Here is a 15,873-nt window from a genome sequence, read left to right as displayed (position 1 = left end):
GTTTCAATATTGGTAAGTATGGCTGGTTTCAAGCGCATTGGTTCCAAACTGACGCAATGGGCTCATCAAGATTCGGGAGTACAGATATGACGGTCTGGATAGTGGTGTCAATCCTGCTGGTGGTATTGAGTCCGCTGGCGTGGTTGCGCCCATCGCGGGCGCAGAGTGGCCGCATCGCCCTGCGCATGGAGGCCCGGCGCATCGGCCTGGCCATGCAACTGGCACCTCAGGAATGGCCGCACTGGCTGTCGCAAGAGCCGCCGAGCCCGTGTGCGCAGTACCATCGGCCGCGCCGTGGCAATCAGCCGGCGTGCTGGACGTACTGGCAGAAATCGCCGGGCGTGTGGGTCAATCAGTGGCAAGAAGTCTGCGAAGATCGGGCGTTGCTCAATCATTTCGAAAAATTGCCGGACAACGTCTTCAAGGTGGAGGCGGACAAGCAGATGATTGCTTTGTATTGGGGCGAGAAGGGCGAGGCGACGGTTTTGAAGGAAATCGACGCCACACTGAAAGCGCTGGCGTGACTCGCGGAATTTTCGCACTGCAACGGTGCGAAGGGGCCGGCAGACGAGCAATAAAAAGCCCGACATCATTCATCGGGCTGGGTTGGCCAGGCAGGCCGGTAACTCTTTTTTCACTGAAGTAACGTCGGTAAGTCAGCAAATTTTTCTGTAGTCCTGCCAGCGTAGCCTGTTAAACAAGGCTTGCCGCGAATTAGGGCGACTTTTCTAACTATTGATCTTATGAATGGCTGCACATGAAGACGCGTGTTGCTGGTCTTCGTGGTACGGAAATGACCGCAAAGTCGCATTTCAACCCGTATTTTGGGCGATTGACAATTGTTGGAAATTCCGTGAAGGTGACGTACCCAAATCAAACGGGCGTATGAATTGAGCGTTTGTCTTACAGAGCGCTCCTACAGAATCCCGACTATCGCGTTGGCGGGTGTGCCGGGTGGATTGGCGTCAGCATCGACGAAAAAGCGTCCTGCCGAGCCATTCGCCTGCGTCCGACGTGTACTGTTCAGCTTCCATATCGTGGAGATCAGTTGATGATTTACGAAGGTAAAGCCATCACGGTTAAAGCTCTTGAAAGTGGCATCGTCGAATTGAAATTCGACCTCAAGGGTGAGTCCGTCAACAAGTTCAACCGTCTTACCCTGAACGAACTGCGTCAGGCCGTAGACGCCATCAAGGCAGATGCTTCGATCAAGGGCGTGATCGTCAGCAGTGGCAAGGACGTGTTCATCGTCGGCGCCGACATCACCGAATTTGTCGACAACTTCAAGCTGCCGGATGCCGAGCTGGTTGCTGGCAATCTCGAAGCCAACAAGATCTTCAGCGATTTCGAAGACCTCAACGTTCCGACCGTGGCCGCGATCAACGGTATCGCACTGGGTGGCGGTCTGGAAATGTGCCTGGCGGCTGACTACCGCGTCATGTCCACCAAGGCCAAGATCGGTCTGCCGGAAGTCAAACTGGGTATCTACCCAGGCTTCGGCGGTACTGTGCGTCTGCCGCGTCTGATCGGTGTCGACAACGCTATCGAGTGGATTGCCGCCGGTAAGGAAAACCGCCCTGAAGACGCCCTGAAAGTCAGCGCAGTCGACGCCGTGGTTGCTCCAGAGAAGCTGCAGGAAGCTGCCCTTGAACTGATCAAGCGCGCCATCTCCGGCGAGTTCGACTACAAGGCCAAGCGTCAGCCGAAGCTGGAAAAGCTCAAGCTGAACGCCATTGAACAAATGATGGCTTTCGAAACAGCCAAAGGTTTCGTGGCCGGTCAGGCTGGCCCGAACTATCCGGCGCCGGTTGAAGCAATCAAAACCATCCAGAAAGCCGCGAACTTCGGTCGTGACAAGGCGCTGGAAGTTGAAGCTGCAGGTTTCGTCAAACTGGCCAAGACCTCTGCCGCGCAGAGCTTGATCGGTCTGTTCCTGAACGATCAGGAGCTGAAGAAAAAGGCCAAGGCCTACGATGAAATCGCCAAGGACGTGAAGCAGGCAGCCGTACTCGGCGCCGGTATCATGGGTGGCGGTATCGCTTATCAGTCGGCCTCCAAAGGCACGCCGATCCTGATGAAGGACATCAACGAGCACGGTATCGAGCAGGGTCTGGCCGAAGCCGCCAAACTGCTGGTTGGCCGCGTTGATAAAGGTCGCATGACCGCAGCGAAAATGGCTGAAGTGCTCAACGGCATTCGTCCGACCCTATCCTACGGCGATTTCGGTCACGTCGACCTGGTGGTCGAAGCTGTGGTCGAGAACCCGAAGGTCAAGCAAGCCGTGCTGGCTGAAGTCGAAGACAAGGTCAAAGAGGACACCATCCTCGCGTCCAACACCTCGACCATTTCCATCAGCCTGTTGGCCAAGGCCCTCAAGCGTCCGGAAAACTTCGTCGGCATGCACTTCTTCAACCCGGTGCACATGATGCCGCTGGTGGAAGTGATCCGTGGCGAGAAGTCCAGCGAGCTGGCAGTTGCCACCACCGTTGCCTACGCCAAGAAAATGGGCAAGAACCCGATCGTCGTCAACGACTGCCCGGGCTTCCTGGTCAACCGCGTGCTGTTCCCGTACTTCGGCGGTTTCGCCAAGCTGGTCAGCGCCGGTGTGGACTTCGTCCGCATTGACAAAGTCATGGAAAAATTCGGCTGGCCAATGGGCCCGGCGTACCTGATGGACGTGGTCGGCATCGACACCGGTCACCACGGTCGTGACGTGATGGCTGAAGGTTTCCCGGACCGCATGAAGGATGACCGTCGCTCGGCCATCGACGTGCTGTACGAAGCCAAGCGCCTGGGTCAGAAGAACGGCAAGGGCTTCTACGCCTACGAGGCCGACAAGAAAGGCAAGCAGAAGAAAGTCGCCGATCCGTCGGTACTGGAAGTGCTCAAGCCGATCGTTTACGAGCAGCGCGAAGTCACAGACGAAGACATCATCAACTGGATGATGATCCCGCTGTGCCTGGAAACCGTGCGTTGCCTGGAAGACGGTATCGTTGAAACTGCCGCTGAAGCCGACATGGGTCTGGTCTACGGCATCGGTTTCCCTCCATTCCGTGGTGGTGCGCTGCGCTACATCGATTCGATCGGTGTTGCCGAGTTCGTTGCCCTGGCTGACCAGTACGCTGATTTGGGCGCGCTGTACCACCCGACCGCGAAGCTGCGCGAAATGGCCAAAAACGGCCAACGCTTCTTCGGTTAAGCGCCCCCAACTAGAGTGAGAGTGAACTTATGAGCTTGAATCCTAGAGACGTCGTGATTGTCGACTTCGGTCGTACTCCGATGGGCCGCTCCAAGGGCGGCATGCACCGCAACACCCGCGCCGAAGACATGTCGGCGCACCTGATCAGCAAACTGCTGGAACGCAACGCCAAGGTTGATCCTGCAGAAGTCGAGGATGTGATCTGGGGCTGTGTAAACCAGACCCTGGAGCAGGGCTGGAACATTGCGCGCATGGCGTCGCTGATGACCCAGATCCCGCACACCTCGGCCGGTCAGACCGTCAGCCGTCTGTGTGGCTCGTCGATGAGTGCTCTGCACACTGCTGCGCAAGCGATCATGACCGGCAACGGTGACGTCTTCGTGGTTGGCGGCGTCGAGCATATGGGTCACGTGAGCATGATGCACGGTGTCGATCCGAACCCGCACATGTCGCTGTACGCGGCGAAAGCCTCGGGCATGATGGGCCTGACCGCCGAAATGCTTGGCAAAATGCACGGCATTACTCGCGAGCAGCAAGATGCTTTCGGCGTGCGTTCCCACCAGTTGGCCCACAAGGCTACTGTGGAAGGCAAGTTCAAAGACGAAATCATCCCGATGCAGGGCTATGACGAGAACGGTTTCCTGAAACTGTTCGACTACGACGAAACCATTCGTCCGGAAACCACCCTGGAAAGTCTGGCGGCCCTTAAGCCTGCCTTCAATCCAAAGGGCGGCACCGTGACTGCCGGTACTTCGTCGCAGATCACCGATGGTGCTTCGTGCATGATCGTGATGTCGGCGCAGCGTGCGCAGGACCTGGGTATTCAGCCAATGGCGGTGATCCGTTCGATGGCAGTAGCGGGTGTGGATCCGGCGATCATGGGCTATGGTCCAGTTCCGGCGACACAAAAAGCCCTGAAGCGTGCGGGCCTTGGCATCAACGATATCGACTTCTTCGAGCTTAACGAAGCTTTCGCCGCACAGGCTCTGCCAGTGCTGAAAGATCTGAAAGTACTCGACAAGATGAACGAGAAGGTTAACCTGCACGGCGGCGCGATCGCCCTGGGTCACCCGTTCGGTTGCTCCGGTGCGCGTATTTCCGGCACCCTGCTGAACGTGATGAAGCAGAATAGCGGCACCTTCGGGGTGGCCACTATGTGCATTGGTCTCGGCCAAGGCATCTCTACCGTCTTCGAACGCGTTTAAGCGTCTCGTCGATGGAAGCCGGGGCCAAGTGCCCCGGTTTTTGTTTTTGTGGATTTATTTTGTTTTTATTTTGAAAAAATTTGAGTGAGGGCCAAACCATGCCGATACAACCTGGGCTCTACCAACATTACAAAGGTCCGCAGTACCGTGTATTCAGTGTTGCGCGGCATTCCGAGACTGAAGAAGAAGTGGTCTTTTACCAAGCCCTGTATGGCGATTACGGCTTTTGGGTGCGTCCCTTGAGCATGTTTCTGGAGTCGGTCGAGGTTGACGGCGAGCAGGTGCCACGCTTTGCTTTGGTGCAAGCCGAACCGAGCCTTTTTTCCAAGGCCTGAGGCGAATGCGCACAGAACCCTGTGCTTGACCTCACCTTGTATCAACTATATATAGCGGTGCCGCGTCAGGCGCCAACCGCCTTTCACTTCTAGAATTCAGGAATTTTCTGATCCATGGGCAAATCGCTGGTCATTGTGGAATCCCCGGCTAAGGCCAAGACCATCAACAAGTATCTGGGTAACCAATACGTGGTGAAGTCGAGTATCGGCCATATCCGAGACCTGCCCACCAGCGGTTCGGCTAGCGCCAGCAAAGAGCCAGCCGCCAAGCGCGGCAAGGCTGCCGCAGGCGAAGGTCCGGTGCTCACGCCGAAGGAGAAGGCGCGCAAGCAGCTCGTCTCGCGTATGGGTGTCGATCCCGATCATGGCTGGAAAGCCAAGTACGAGATCCTCCCGGGCAAAGAGAAGGTGATCGAAGAGCTGCGCAGGCTCGCCAAAGATGCTGACACCATCTATCTCGCAACCGACTTGGATCGCGAGGGGGAAGCCATTGCCTGGCACCTGCGCGAAGCCATCGGTGGTGACGACAGCCGCTACAAGCGCGTGGTGTTCAACGAAATCACCAAAAAGGCCATTCAGGAGGCCTTCTCCAAGCCGGGCGAGCTGGACATCGATCGTGTCAACGCTCAGCAGGCGCGTCGCTTCCTCGATCGCGTCGTTGGCTACATGGTCTCGCCGCTGCTGTGGGCCAAAATCGCCCGTGGCCTGTCCGCCGGTCGTGTGCAATCGGTTGCCGTGAAACTGGTGGTCGAGCGTGAGCGTGAAATCCGTGCGTTCAACCCGGAAGAGTACTGGGAAGTGCATGCCGATCTCGGCACCACCAAGGGATCGACAGTACGTTTCGAAGTCGCCCGCGAGAAAGGCGAAGCCTTCAAGCCGCTGAACGAAGCCCAGGCCATGGCCGCGCTGGAGAAGCTCAAATCTTCCAGCTACAGCATCGTCAAGCGCGAAGACAAACCGACCAGCAGCAAGCCGTCGGCACCGTTCATCACGTCTACGTTGCAACAGGCTGCGAGCAACCGCCTGGGCTTCGGCGTGAAGAAAACCATGATGATGGCCCAGCGTCTGTATGAAGCCGGCTACATCACTTATATGCGTACCGACTCGACCAACCTCTCGGCGGATGCCGTGACGATGGCGCGTGCTTATATCGAAGACGAGTTCGGCAAGAAATACCTGCCGGAAACGCCAAACGTCTACAGCAGCAAGGAAGGCGCACAAGAGGCTCACGAAGCGATTCGTCCGTCCGATGCCAATACCATTCCGAGCAAGCTTGCCGGCATGGAGCGTGATGCCGAGCGTCTCTACGAGCTGATCTGGCGTCAATTCCTGGCTTGCCAGATGCTGCCGGCGCAGTACCTGTCGACTACCGTCAGCGTCGGTGCTGGTGATTTCGAGCTGCGCGCCAAGGGCCGTATCCTGAAATTCGACGGTTACACCCGCGTTATGCCGCAAATTGCCAAACCTGGTGACGACGACGTGCTGCCCGATATGGCGCAGGGCGATGTGATGAAGCTGATCAAGCTAGATCCATCGCAGCACTTCACCAAGCCGCCGGCGCGTTACTCCGAAGCCAGTCTGGTGAAGGAAATGGAAAAGCGCGGCATCGGTCGTCCTTCGACCTACGCGGCGATTATTTCGACCATTCAGGATCGCGGTTACGTGACCCTGCATAACCGTCGTTTCTATTCGGAAAAGATGGGCGACATCGTTACCGAGCGTCTGTCGGAGAGCTTCTCGAACCTCATGGACTATGGCTTCACCGCCGGCATGGAAGAGAACCTCGATGACGTGGCCCAGGGCGAGCGTGACTGGAAAAACGTGCTGGACGAGTTCTACGGCGACTTCAAAAAGAAACTGGAAGTAGCCGAAAACCCTGAAAGCGGCATGCGTGCCAACCAGCCGGTCATGACTGACATTCCGTGCACGACTTGCGGCCGCCCGATGCAGATCCGTACTGCATCGACTGGCGTGTTTCTCGGTTGCTCGGGTTACAGCCTGCCACCGAAAGAACGCTGCAAGGCCACTGTCAATCTGGTGCCGGGCGACGAGATCGCTGCGGACGACGAAGGTGAGTCGGAATCGCTGGTACTGCGTGGCAAACATCGCTGCCCGATCTGCAGCACGGCGATGGACGCTTACCTGCTCGACGAGAAGCGCAAGCTGCACATCTGCGGTAACAACCCGGATTGCGCGGGCTACGAAATCGAAGAAGGCAGCTATCGCATCAAGGGCTACGAAGGTCCGAGCCTGGAGTGCGACAAGTGCGGCAGCGAGATGCAGCTCAAGACCGGCCGTTTCGGCAAGTTCTTCGGTTGTACCAATGCGACGTGCAAGAACACCCGCAAACTGCTGAAAAGCGGTGATGCGGCGCCGCCGAAGATGGATCCGGTGAAGATGCCTGAGCTGAAATGCGAAAAGGTCAACGACACCTACATCCTGCGTGACGGTGCGTCTGGTCTGTTCCTGGCGGCCAGTCAGTTCCCGAAAAACCGTGAGACCCGTGCTCCGCTGGTGATCGAGATTCTGCCGCACAAGGACGAAATCGATCCGAAGTACCACTTCCTGTGCGAAGCGCCGCAGAAGGATCCTGATGGTCTGCCAGCGGTGATCCGCTACAGCCGCAAGACCAAGGAGCAATACGTGCAGACCGAAGTCGACGGCAAGCCTACCGGTTGGAAGGCGTACTTCGACGGTGGTAAATGGACGGTTGAAGACAAGCGCTCTGCAAAGGCCAAGGCTGAGTAAGCGTTAGGCTGATACTGAAAAGGCCGCATGAGAACCTATGGGATTTCATGCGGCCTTTTTGTTTTGTGCTTGCGGTGAGATCGGCTGATCCACGACACTGTCCGGCCTGTGTGAAGCAATTATTTCGTTGTGGAGACTGCCGTCATGGCCCACGAGTTCTATACCCGTACCAATCAGAAAATCTATTTCGCCGGCCTGTCGCTGGAAGCCTTGGCTCGGGCTGAAGAGGGGCGGGCGATGAACTCCTTGGCGCTGATTCAGGCTGGGCGCGAATCGGCGTTGTTCCACTTGTACGGCGCGCTGTTGGGTTTGTGTCACGAGATCGCCGGGTTCTATCGACTGCCGCAGGCCAATGCGCCACGGGCCGAGATGTTGCTGACACGCGAAGTGCTGGAGTCGATTGCCATTCCCGAGCTGGCTGAAATGGTTGAACTGGCGGGCAATCCGGAAACCTGGCTGGCAAAACTGTTGGCAGCGCATTCGGCGCTGTTCCAGCCGCCACGGGCGCCACGCAAGCCCAAGGGTGACGTCACACAGCCATTGATTCAGGCGGTTAACCTGGATGAGGAAGAGGCGCCGCAGGAGTTGAGTCGAGAGGAGCTTGAGAGTTGGCGGCAAAACCTCAAAGGTCTGGCCATTCGTTTTCGCGAAGGTTTGAACGAGTGCTGACGAGGATTGACACGGTGGCAATCTGAAACATGCTGCTGGTCAAGATCCCGAGCGAAGCCTGAATGATGTCTATATAATGCCTGCCTTTCGTGGAGAACAGACCTATATGCCAACGTCCTTTCTAGAAATTGTCGAGTTACCCGACGGCCGAATCGAACTGCGCAGGGCTGAGGACGAGGGTTCTTTGGTGACTCTGGATTTCTCCGAGGATGCCAAGACATTCCTGCAGGGCCAGCACGTGGAAATCGCCAAGGCGATGTTGAGCGTCGGCGTGCAGATGGCAGGCCGGATGATTGAAGGTGAGTTTGATAAGGAAGAAGGGCCTCGGGTTCTTCATTGATTCCCGACTGCTTTTGGTTCCTGTCGATACCGCTTCAGATCGGCTTCTCTATCCATGGAGAAGCCCTGCGCTTCAAACAGCGCACCAAACCAGCCAATCAACCCAATCGAATGTTCAGACTCTGAGCGTCGCCTGTGCGTGCAGCGCTGATCAGTTGTTGTCGTGAACTCGTGTTCAGTGGGTTGAGCCAAGTGACTACCGTATGGCTGCGACCTAGACGCAACGCTTCGCAGGCCAATTGATGAGCACTTTGTGTGCCTCTGGGTTGCAGCAGCAGAATGCGCTCGCGGTTCAGGCCTGCATCCCGCAACCATGATTGGGTCAGGCTGGCGGGTGGCGCAATCAGCGTCAGCCAGCGTGCGTCTTGATCGTCGCTCAATTCGCGAAGTATCGGGGCGAGCAGGTTCAGGCAGCTCCCGGTCGCACCGCGCAGTGACAGCTCACTGAATACTTCGGGTTCGGCATTCCAAGGGCGTTCGACCACGTCTTTCAGGATCGGCGCCATCGGTTGCGCCAGAAACGCATCGAATAAAGGCAGTTGTGTTTGCTGAGGTGTGTGTGGGAACTGCATAAAGCCTCCTTTAGCGGCGGATTACGCCGACACTCAAGCCTTCGATCACCAGTTCCTGATCTTTCAGGTCGACTTCGATGGGGGCAAATTCAGGGTTTTCTGCGATCAGCCAGACTTTGCTGCCTTCACGCTTGAAGCGTTTGACGGTCACTTCATCGCCAATGCGGGCGACGACAACCTGGCCATTACGCGCTTCACGGGTGGTGTGGACTGCCAGAAGGTCGCCGTCGAAAATGCCAATGTCCTTCATGCTCATGCCGTGCACGCGCAGCAGATAGTCGGCACGTGGGTGGAAGAATGCCGGATTGATGTTGCAGGATTCTTCGATGTGCTGCTGGGCAAGGATCGGCGCGCCGGCTGCGACTCGGCCGATGATGGGCAGGGTAGAGTCGTCGGCCTTGGCTTCGAAACCAGGGATTCGAATGCCGCGAGAAGCGCCCGGGGTCATTTCGATGGCGCCCTTGCGGGCCAGTGCCTTGAGGTGTTCTTCCGCAGCATTGGGCGATTTGAAACCCAGTTCCTGAGCGATTTCCGCGCGGGTCGGCGGATAGCCATTGTCTTCGAGGCAACGTTTGATGAAGGCCAGAATCTCGGCTTGGCGTGGCGTCAGCTTTAGCATAATGATCGCTCTGTCTTTTTATACAGTGACTGGGATTATATACAGTGAAGCGTTCTTGGCAATGCCCGTTTTTTTGCAGGCCGCCGGACGGTCGGCAGACGTGCTTATTAATGCAATGGCCTTGTGTGGTTAAATAGCTGACCGACCATTCCCAAAACGAACAGGCAGGCTTGACAAGGCACAGGCTGAAACGTATGTTTCAAACAAGTGTTTGTCAGGCGGAGTAGCCATGGCCCAGTCGGAAACCGTTGAACGCATTCTTGATGCTGCCGAGCAGTTGTTCGCGGAGAAAGGTTTCGCTGAAACCTCATTGCGTTTGATTACCAGCAAGGCTGGCGTCAACCTGGCAGCGGTGAATTATCATTTCGGCTCCAAGAAAGCGCTGATTCAAGCCGTTTTCTCGCGATTCCTCGGGCCGTTCTGTATCAGCCTCGATAAGGAACTGGAGCGACGCCAAGCCAAGCCTGAAAACAAGCCGACCCTCGAAGAGTTGCTGGAAATCCTTGTTGAGCAGGCGCTCGTGGTCCAGCCGCGCAGTGGCAATGATCTGTCGATCTTCATGCGGTTGCTCGGTTTGGCGTTCAGCCAAAGCCAGGGGCACCTGCGTCGTTATCTGGAAGACATGTACGGCAAGGTGTTCCGCCGTTACATGCTGCTGGTCAACGAGGCGGCGCCGCGCATTCCTCCGATAGAACTGTTTTGGCGCGTGCACTTCATGCTCGGTGCGGCGGCGTTCAGCATGTCCGGCATCAAGGCTTTGCGTGCGATCGCAGAGACCGATTTCGGCGTTAACACCTCCATTGAACAAGTCATGCGCCTGATGGTGCCGTTCCTTGCCGCAGGCATGCGCGCAGAGACCGGCGTCACCGACGCTGCCATGGCCACCGCGCAGTTGCGCCCGCGCAGCAAATCAACGCCGGTAGCCGCCAAGGTTTGACCGCACACGGGTGGGCGCGGCAGCTTGTATCCGCTAAGCTAGCCGCCCATGCCGACTCTCGTTCTGAACCCGTTCTCTATCGATATCGCTGACCTGCCGGGCACTGCCTTCGGTGGCGATCTCGTGCGCAACGGGTTTTTCGTTTTCAAGGAATCTCTATGACTGCTGGCCTGCAAGGCTCGTTGATGGTGGACGTCGCCGGTACCTGGTTGACGGCCGAAGATCGCCAATTGTTGCGCCAGCCCGAAGTGGGCGGCCTGATCATTTTTGCCCGCAATATCGAGCATCCGCGCCAGGTGCGTGAACTCAGCGCGGCGATCCGTGCGATTCGTCCGGATCTGCTGCTGGCGGTGGACCAGGAGGGCGGCCGCGTGCAGCGTCTGCGCCAAGGCTTTGTGCGCCTGCCGGCCATGCGCGCCATCGCCGACAATCCGAACGCCGAATATCTGGCCGAGCAATGCGGCTGGATCATGGCCACCGAGGTGCTGGCGGTCGGACTCGACCTGAGTTTCGCCCCGGTGCTCGATCTGGACTACCAACGCAGCGCCGTGGTTGGCACGCGTTCGTTCGAAGGAGATGCCGAGCGCGCCGCTCTGCTCGCCGGAGCCTTCATCCGTGGCATGAACAGCGCCGGGATGGCCGCCACCGGCAAGCACTTCCCTGGTCACGGCTGGGCCGAAGCGGACTCTCATGTCGCGATCCCGAATGACGAGCGAAGCCTCGACGAAATCCGCGCCAACGACCTCGTACCCTTCGCCAGACTCAGCAAGCATCTGGCTGCGGTCATGCCAGCCCACGTTATCTACCCGCAAGTCGATTCGCAGCCCGCCGGTTTCTCCCGCCGCTGGTTGCAGGACATCCTGCGCGGCGAGTTGCAGTTTGACGGCGTGATCTTCAGCGACGATCTGTCGATGGCTGGCGCCCACGTGGTCGGCGACGCCGCCAGTCGTATCGAAGCGGCACTCAGTGCCGGTTGCGACATGGGCCTGGTGTGCAACGACCGCGCCGCCGCCGAGTTGGCCTTGAGCGCCGCACAACGGATGAAGGTCAAGCCATCGGCGCGCATCGCGAGGATGCGTGGTCAGGCGTTCGCCAGCACCGACTACCGTCAGGATCCGCGTTGGCTCACCGCTATCGGCGCGCTGAAAGAAGCTCAACTGATCGATTGAGGATTTTTCGCTATGACGGTTTACGCAATCATCGGTGGCACCGGCCTGACCCAGCTTGAAGGTCTGAGCATTCGCCAATCGCTGGCGGTGGACACCCCTTACGGCGCGCCGTCGGCCGACGTGCAAATCGGCGAATATGCCGGCAAGGAAGTGCTGTTCCTTGCCCGTCACGGCCACCCGCATCGTTTCCCGCCGCACAAGGTCAACTACCGCGCCAATCTGTGGGCGCTGAAGCAGGCAGGTGCCGAAGCGATCATTGCGGTCAATGCCGTTGGCGGGATTCATCCGGCGATGGGCACCGGGCATTTCTGCGTGCCACATCAGATCGTCGATTACACCAGCGGGCGCGAGCACACTTACTTCGCCGATGATCTGGAACATGTCACCCACATCGATTTCAGCTTCCCCTATAGCGAGCCGCTGCGTCAGCAATTGATTGCTGCGGTGGCCGCCGAAGGTTGCGAGTACAGCGATCAGGGTGTTTACGCCTGTACCCAAGGCCCACGCCTGGAGACTGTTGCGGAGATCGTGCGACTGGAGCGTGATGGTTGCGACATTGTTGGCATGACCGGTATGCCGGAAGCGGCTCTGGCTCGTGAGCTGGATCTGGACTATGCGTGTCTGGCGCTGGTGGTGAATCCGGCAGCGGGCAAGACCGCCGAAGTGATTACCATGGCCGAGATCGAGCAGGCGTTGCATGACGGGCTGGGGAAGGTGAAGTCGGCGTTGGCGCGGTTGTTGGCCGGCTGAAGGGGTGATAAACGCCATGACGACAATCATCAGTCAGCTTCACTCGCTGCCGTGGACTGAGGCATTCAGCCGTAATGCTCTGGCCAAGGCTCGCGATTACGCCATCGAGGATAGGATAGAAATCCATTTAGTCGATGACGAGATGATTGAGGCGGCCTGCGCGGGTTCTGAAAACTACGTCTATCAACAGATCATCTACTTGATTAAAGATCAGCAGGAGCAATTCGGTCTGCGTTGCTTTTGCTCCTGTCCGGTCGAGATCAATTGCAAGCACAGCGCGGCGGTGCTCTTTCACTTGCAGGCTCGCGCCGATAAAGCGCCTGAAAGTGATGCCCCGGTTCAACTGAGCCGATCACTGGAACATTGGCTCTCCAGTATTCCTGTGGCGACCCAGCCCACTGAAGAAACCTCGCAAGCGGCCAGTACGCGGCTCTTTTACAAACTCAATGCAACACCGGTGCCGGGCAAGTGGCTGGTAGAAATCTTCAAGGTCTACCAGCTCAAGAGCGGCGAGCTGCGCGACGTCAAACCGTTGTTCTCGCTATCAGACATGCTGATGCGTCAGCCCGGTTATCTGACCGAACTTGATCTGCGAATTGCCAGGCTGCTCGTGGCCATGCACTCCCATCATGCCTATTACAGTGGCTATCCGCTGGAGGGCAGCAGTGGCGCCGAACTGCTCGAAATGCTGTTGAAAACGTCGCGCCTGTATCTGGATTTTGAAGTGTTGCAGCCGCTGACTGCGGGCGCCAGAAGAAGCGCGCAGTTTGCCTGGGCCGAACAAGCCAATGGCAGTTTTCGCCCGCAATGGAGCAGCGATGAGGCGTCGGTGGAAACCGTACTCGCGCTGGAGCCGCTGTATTATCTGGATCGCGAGCGGCACCACATCGGCCCGCTGTTTAACGAGCTCGATGAGAAACTCGCCTGTCATTTGGCATTGGCACCAGAGATTCCGGCCCGCCAAGCGATGCAGTTCAGCCATAGGATGAGTGCGGCAACGCAAGTGGCCCCGCCGCACCAGCTCACGGAGCGGATCGTCGATGATGTGTTGCCCAAGGCTCATCTGACCCTCGCCAGCGGCAAACGCTACATGCGCTGGCAGTACGAACCCGAGCACCGTGCAGCTTTGCTGTTCACCTACGACGGTCATCCCGTCCAGGATCGCAACCCGCAGGTGATGGTTCTTGCGGGCGTTGAAACCCTGCGTATTCAGCGTCAGCCTGCTGCCGAAAAAGCCCTGCGTCAGCAGCTACAGAAACACGGCTTCAAGAAGGCCACGCGCAAAAGCAGCGTTGATCATCCGGGTGAGAGATTTGACCTGCCCGATGATTCAACGTGGCTCACCTTTGCTCAAAATGGCATTCCCGCATTGCGCGAGGCAGGCTGGCAGATTGACGTCAGCAAGAACTTCCATTTCAACGTAGAGCCGGTCGAGCATTGGTACGCCGAGGTTGAGGAAGAGTCGGGACGGCAGTGGTTTGATTTGCAATTAGGGATTGTCGTTAACGGCGAACGCCACAGCCTGTTGCCGATTTTTCTGCACCTGTTGCGCACTCATCCACTGCTTCTCGATCCAGCCAGACTCGCTCAGCGCGGTGATGATGAGCTGCTGTTGGTCGAGTTGGGTGCCGGTCGCTTCAGCAATAACATCAGTGGCAAAGTCGCCCTGCCTTTTGGCCGGGTCAAACCGCTGATGGCCACGCTCAGTGAGTTGTATCTGGGCAATCATCTCGGCGATAAATTGCGCTTGAGTGCTCCCGATGCAGCGCGCCTGAGTTTGCTTGAAGGTGTATCGCTCGATTGGCAGGGTGGCGAGCGGCTGCGCAATTTTGCCAAGCGCCTGCGTGAGTCAACTCATACGCAAGTCGCCGCGCCGGCCGGACTCAACGCGCAGATGCGACCTTATCAGCTCGAAGGCCTCAACTGGATGCAAACCCTGCGCGAGCTGGAGGTTGGCGGCATTCTCGGTGACGATATGGGGCTGGGTAAAACCTTGCAAACCCTGGCTCACCTGTTGACTGAAAAGCAGGCCGGGCGGCTTGATCATCCGGCGTTGGCCGTGATGCCCACCAGTCTGATCCCCAACTGGCTGGACGAGGCACTGCGTTTCACGCCGCAGTTGAAGGTGCTGGCGCTGCATGGCACCGCGCGGAAAAAAGACTTCGCCAGTTTTGCTGAATACGATTTGGTGCTGACTACTTACGCCTTGCTGCCCAGGGATCTTGAAGTTCTGCAGCCGCGGCTGTGGAGCGTGCTGATTCTAGATGAGGCGCAGAACATCAAAAATCCGCTCAGCAAGGCAGCTCAAGCCGCGCGTTTTGCAGGCCCGTCAGCGCTTGTGCTTGAGCGGCACGCCGCTGGAAAACCACTTGGGTGAGCTGTGGTCGCAGTTCCACTTCTTGATGCCCGGTTGGCTCGGCGACAGCAAATCCTTCAATCGCGACTACCGCACGCCTATTGAAAAGCACGGCAACGCCGAGCGCATGCAGCATCTGACGGCGCGGATAAAACCCTTTTTACTGCGCCGCAAAAAGGATCAGGTGGCGACCGAGTTGCCGCCGAAAACCGAGATTGTCCATTGGGTTGATCTGAGCGACGGCCAGCGCGATGTCTATGAAACGGTTCGCGTGGCAATGGACAAAAAAGTGCGCGACGAAATTGCCCGCAGTGGCGTGGCGCGCAGTCAGATCATCATTCTGGATGCCTTGCTCAAGCTGCGTCAGGTCTGTTGCGACTTACGCCTGATCAACATGCCGTTGACGGCAAAGGCGCTGCGCTCCGGGAGTGGCAAGCTGGTCAGCCTGATGGAAATGCTCGAAGAGTTGCTGGGCGAGGGGCGCAGGATCCTGCTGTTCTCCCAGTTCACCTCGATGCTGGCCTTGATCGAGCAAGAGTTGCAGCAACGTGACATTGCCTATTCGTTGCTGACCGGTGAAACCACGGATCGGCGCACACCGGTGAAGGATTTTCAGGGCGGCAAGGTGCCGCTGTTTCTGATCAGTCTGAAGGCTGGGGGTACCGGTTTGAATCTGACCGCTGCGGACACGGTTATCCACTTCGACCCTTGGTGGAACCCGGCGGTGGAAAATCAGGCAACCGATCGTGCGTATCGAATCGGGCAAAACAATCCGGTGTTCGTTTACAAGCTGATAGCTCGTGGCACGGTAGAGGAAAAAATACAGGCGTTGCAGCAGGAGAAGGCTGCATTGGCTGGGGCGGTGCTCGAGGGTGGCACGACGGGTGGGTGGAAGCTGGAGCAGAGTGACATCGAGGCATTATTTGCGCCGTTGCCTGTTGCCAAGGGTTGATTGCCTAAGCCGGATACCAATAT

The 15,873-nt window shown here is 57.8% G+C and carries 12 protein-coding genes and 1 pseudogene; 11 read left to right on the top strand and 2 right to left on the bottom strand.

Annotated elements, in window-relative coordinates; all coding sequences use genetic code 11:
- Positions 1-86 precede the first annotated feature (86 nt).
- From ACA074_RS18525 to ACA074_RS18495, 7 genes are all read left to right on the top strand, one after another.
- Positions 87-524 (top strand): hypothetical protein, encoded by a 438-nt coding sequence (locus tag ACA074_RS18525; protein WP_305438886.1) that lies wholly within the window; start codon positions 87-89, stop codon positions 522-524.
- Positions 525-1,051: 527 nt separating this feature from the next.
- On the top strand, positions 1,052-3,199 hold the full coding sequence (gene fadB, locus ACA074_RS18520; RefSeq protein WP_305438885.1) for a fatty acid oxidation complex subunit alpha FadB: 2,148 nt from the start codon (positions 1,052-1,054) through the stop codon (positions 3,197-3,199).
- A gap of 29 nt (positions 3,200-3,228) precedes the next feature.
- Positions 3,229-4,404: an acetyl-CoA C-acyltransferase FadA gene (fadA, locus tag ACA074_RS18515; RefSeq protein WP_007910465.1), complete on the top strand. Its 1,176-nt coding sequence runs from the start codon at positions 3,229-3,231 to the stop codon at positions 4,402-4,404.
- Between the two features lie 98 nt (positions 4,405-4,502).
- Positions 4,503-4,739 carry a DUF1653 domain-containing protein gene (locus tag ACA074_RS18510; protein ID WP_007910467.1) on the top strand — a complete coding sequence of 79 codons (237 nt, stop codon included), beginning with the start codon at positions 4,503-4,505 and terminating at the stop codon, positions 4,737-4,739.
- A gap of 114 nt (positions 4,740-4,853) precedes the next feature.
- Positions 4,854-7,487 (top strand): type I DNA topoisomerase, encoded by a 2,634-nt coding sequence (topA, locus tag ACA074_RS18505; RefSeq protein ID WP_489880934.1) that lies wholly within the window; start codon positions 4,854-4,856, stop codon positions 7,485-7,487.
- Positions 7,488-7,631: 144 nt separating this feature from the next.
- Complete coding sequence (locus ACA074_RS18500; RefSeq protein ID WP_401271871.1) at positions 7,632-8,156, top strand: DUF6586 family protein; 525 nt, start codon at positions 7,632-7,634, stop codon at positions 8,154-8,156.
- A 106-nt stretch (positions 8,157-8,262) separates the two neighbouring features.
- Entirely contained in the window at positions 8,263-8,496 is a 234-nt protein-coding gene (locus ACA074_RS18495; protein WP_008082203.1) for a hypothetical protein, read from the top strand.
- Between the two features lie 97 nt (positions 8,497-8,593).
- Here ACA074_RS18495 and sulA read toward each other — a convergent pair whose 3' ends face one another.
- Both sulA and lexA read right to left on the bottom strand, forming a co-directional pair.
- Complete coding sequence (sulA, locus tag ACA074_RS18490; RefSeq protein WP_489880936.1) at positions 8,594-9,067, bottom strand: SOS-induced cell division inhibitor SulA; 474 nt, start codon at positions 9,065-9,067, stop codon at positions 8,594-8,596.
- 10 nt (positions 9,068-9,077) lie between these two features.
- Positions 9,078-9,686, bottom strand: a complete 609-nt coding sequence (gene lexA / locus ACA074_RS18485) for a transcriptional repressor LexA (protein WP_003226590.1) — start codon at positions 9,684-9,686, stop codon at positions 9,078-9,080.
- Positions 9,687-9,915: 229 nt separating this feature from the next.
- Here lexA and ACA074_RS18480 point away from each other — a divergent pair, with 229 nt between their 5' ends.
- The 4 genes and pseudogenes from ACA074_RS18480 (at position 9,916) to ACA074_RS18465 (ending at position 15,850) form a co-directional block, all read left to right on the top strand.
- Positions 9,916-10,623, top strand: a complete 708-nt coding sequence (locus tag ACA074_RS18480) for a TetR/AcrR family transcriptional regulator (RefSeq protein WP_007910473.1) — start codon at positions 9,916-9,918, stop codon at positions 10,621-10,623.
- A 158-nt stretch (positions 10,624-10,781) separates the two neighbouring features.
- Positions 10,782-11,792, top strand: coding sequence for a beta-N-acetylhexosaminidase (nagZ, locus tag ACA074_RS18475; protein ID WP_401271868.1), 1,011 nt, complete (start codon positions 10,782-10,784; stop codon positions 11,790-11,792).
- A gap of 12 nt (positions 11,793-11,804) precedes the next feature.
- The gene (locus ACA074_RS18470; protein WP_401271867.1) at positions 11,805-12,542 is read left to right on the top strand and encodes an S-methyl-5'-thioinosine phosphorylase; all 738 of its coding nucleotides are present in this window, start codon (positions 11,805-11,807) and stop codon (positions 12,540-12,542) included.
- A 16-nt stretch (positions 12,543-12,558) separates the two neighbouring features.
- A pseudogene (locus tag ACA074_RS18465) lies at positions 12,559-15,850 on the top strand (DEAD/DEAH box helicase).
- The last annotated feature ends 23 nt before the right edge of the window (positions 15,851-15,873 follow it).

The organism is Pseudomonas sp. LBUM1655 (genome assembly GCF_059716085.1).
This window is presented reverse-complemented; position numbering and strand designations above follow the sequence as displayed.

What these genes read in the sequence shown, in the direction of transcription:
- ACA074_RS18525 (WP_305438886.1), top strand. Translation starts at nt 87, where the DNA reads ATGACGGTCTGGATAGTGGTGTCAATCCTGCTGGTGGTATTGAGTCCG.
- fadB (WP_305438885.1), top strand. Translation starts at nt 1,052, where the DNA reads ATGATTTACGAAGGTAAAGCCATCACGGTTAAAGCTCTTGAAAGTGGC.
- fadA (WP_007910465.1), top strand. Translation starts at nt 3,229, where the DNA reads ATGAGCTTGAATCCTAGAGACGTCGTGATTGTCGACTTCGGTCGTACT.
- ACA074_RS18510 (WP_007910467.1), top strand. Translation starts at nt 4,503, where the DNA reads ATGCCGATACAACCTGGGCTCTACCAACATTACAAAGGTCCGCAGTAC.
- topA (WP_489880934.1), top strand. Translation starts at nt 4,854, where the DNA reads ATGGGCAAATCGCTGGTCATTGTGGAATCCCCGGCTAAGGCCAAGACC.
- ACA074_RS18500 (WP_401271871.1), top strand. Translation starts at nt 7,632, where the DNA reads ATGGCCCACGAGTTCTATACCCGTACCAATCAGAAAATCTATTTCGCC.
- ACA074_RS18495 (WP_008082203.1), top strand. Translation starts at nt 8,263, where the DNA reads ATGCCAACGTCCTTTCTAGAAATTGTCGAGTTACCCGACGGCCGAATC.
- sulA (WP_489880936.1), bottom strand. Translation starts at nt 9,067, where the DNA reads ATGCAGTTCCCACACACACCTCAGCAAACACAACTGCCTTTATTCGAT.
- lexA (WP_003226590.1), bottom strand. Translation starts at nt 9,686, where the DNA reads ATGCTAAAGCTGACGCCACGCCAAGCCGAGATTCTGGCCTTCATCAAA.
- ACA074_RS18480 (WP_007910473.1), top strand. Translation starts at nt 9,916, where the DNA reads ATGGCCCAGTCGGAAACCGTTGAACGCATTCTTGATGCTGCCGAGCAG.
- nagZ (WP_401271868.1), top strand. Translation starts at nt 10,782, where the DNA reads ATGACTGCTGGCCTGCAAGGCTCGTTGATGGTGGACGTCGCCGGTACC.
- ACA074_RS18470 (WP_401271867.1), top strand. Translation starts at nt 11,805, where the DNA reads ATGACGGTTTACGCAATCATCGGTGGCACCGGCCTGACCCAGCTTGAA.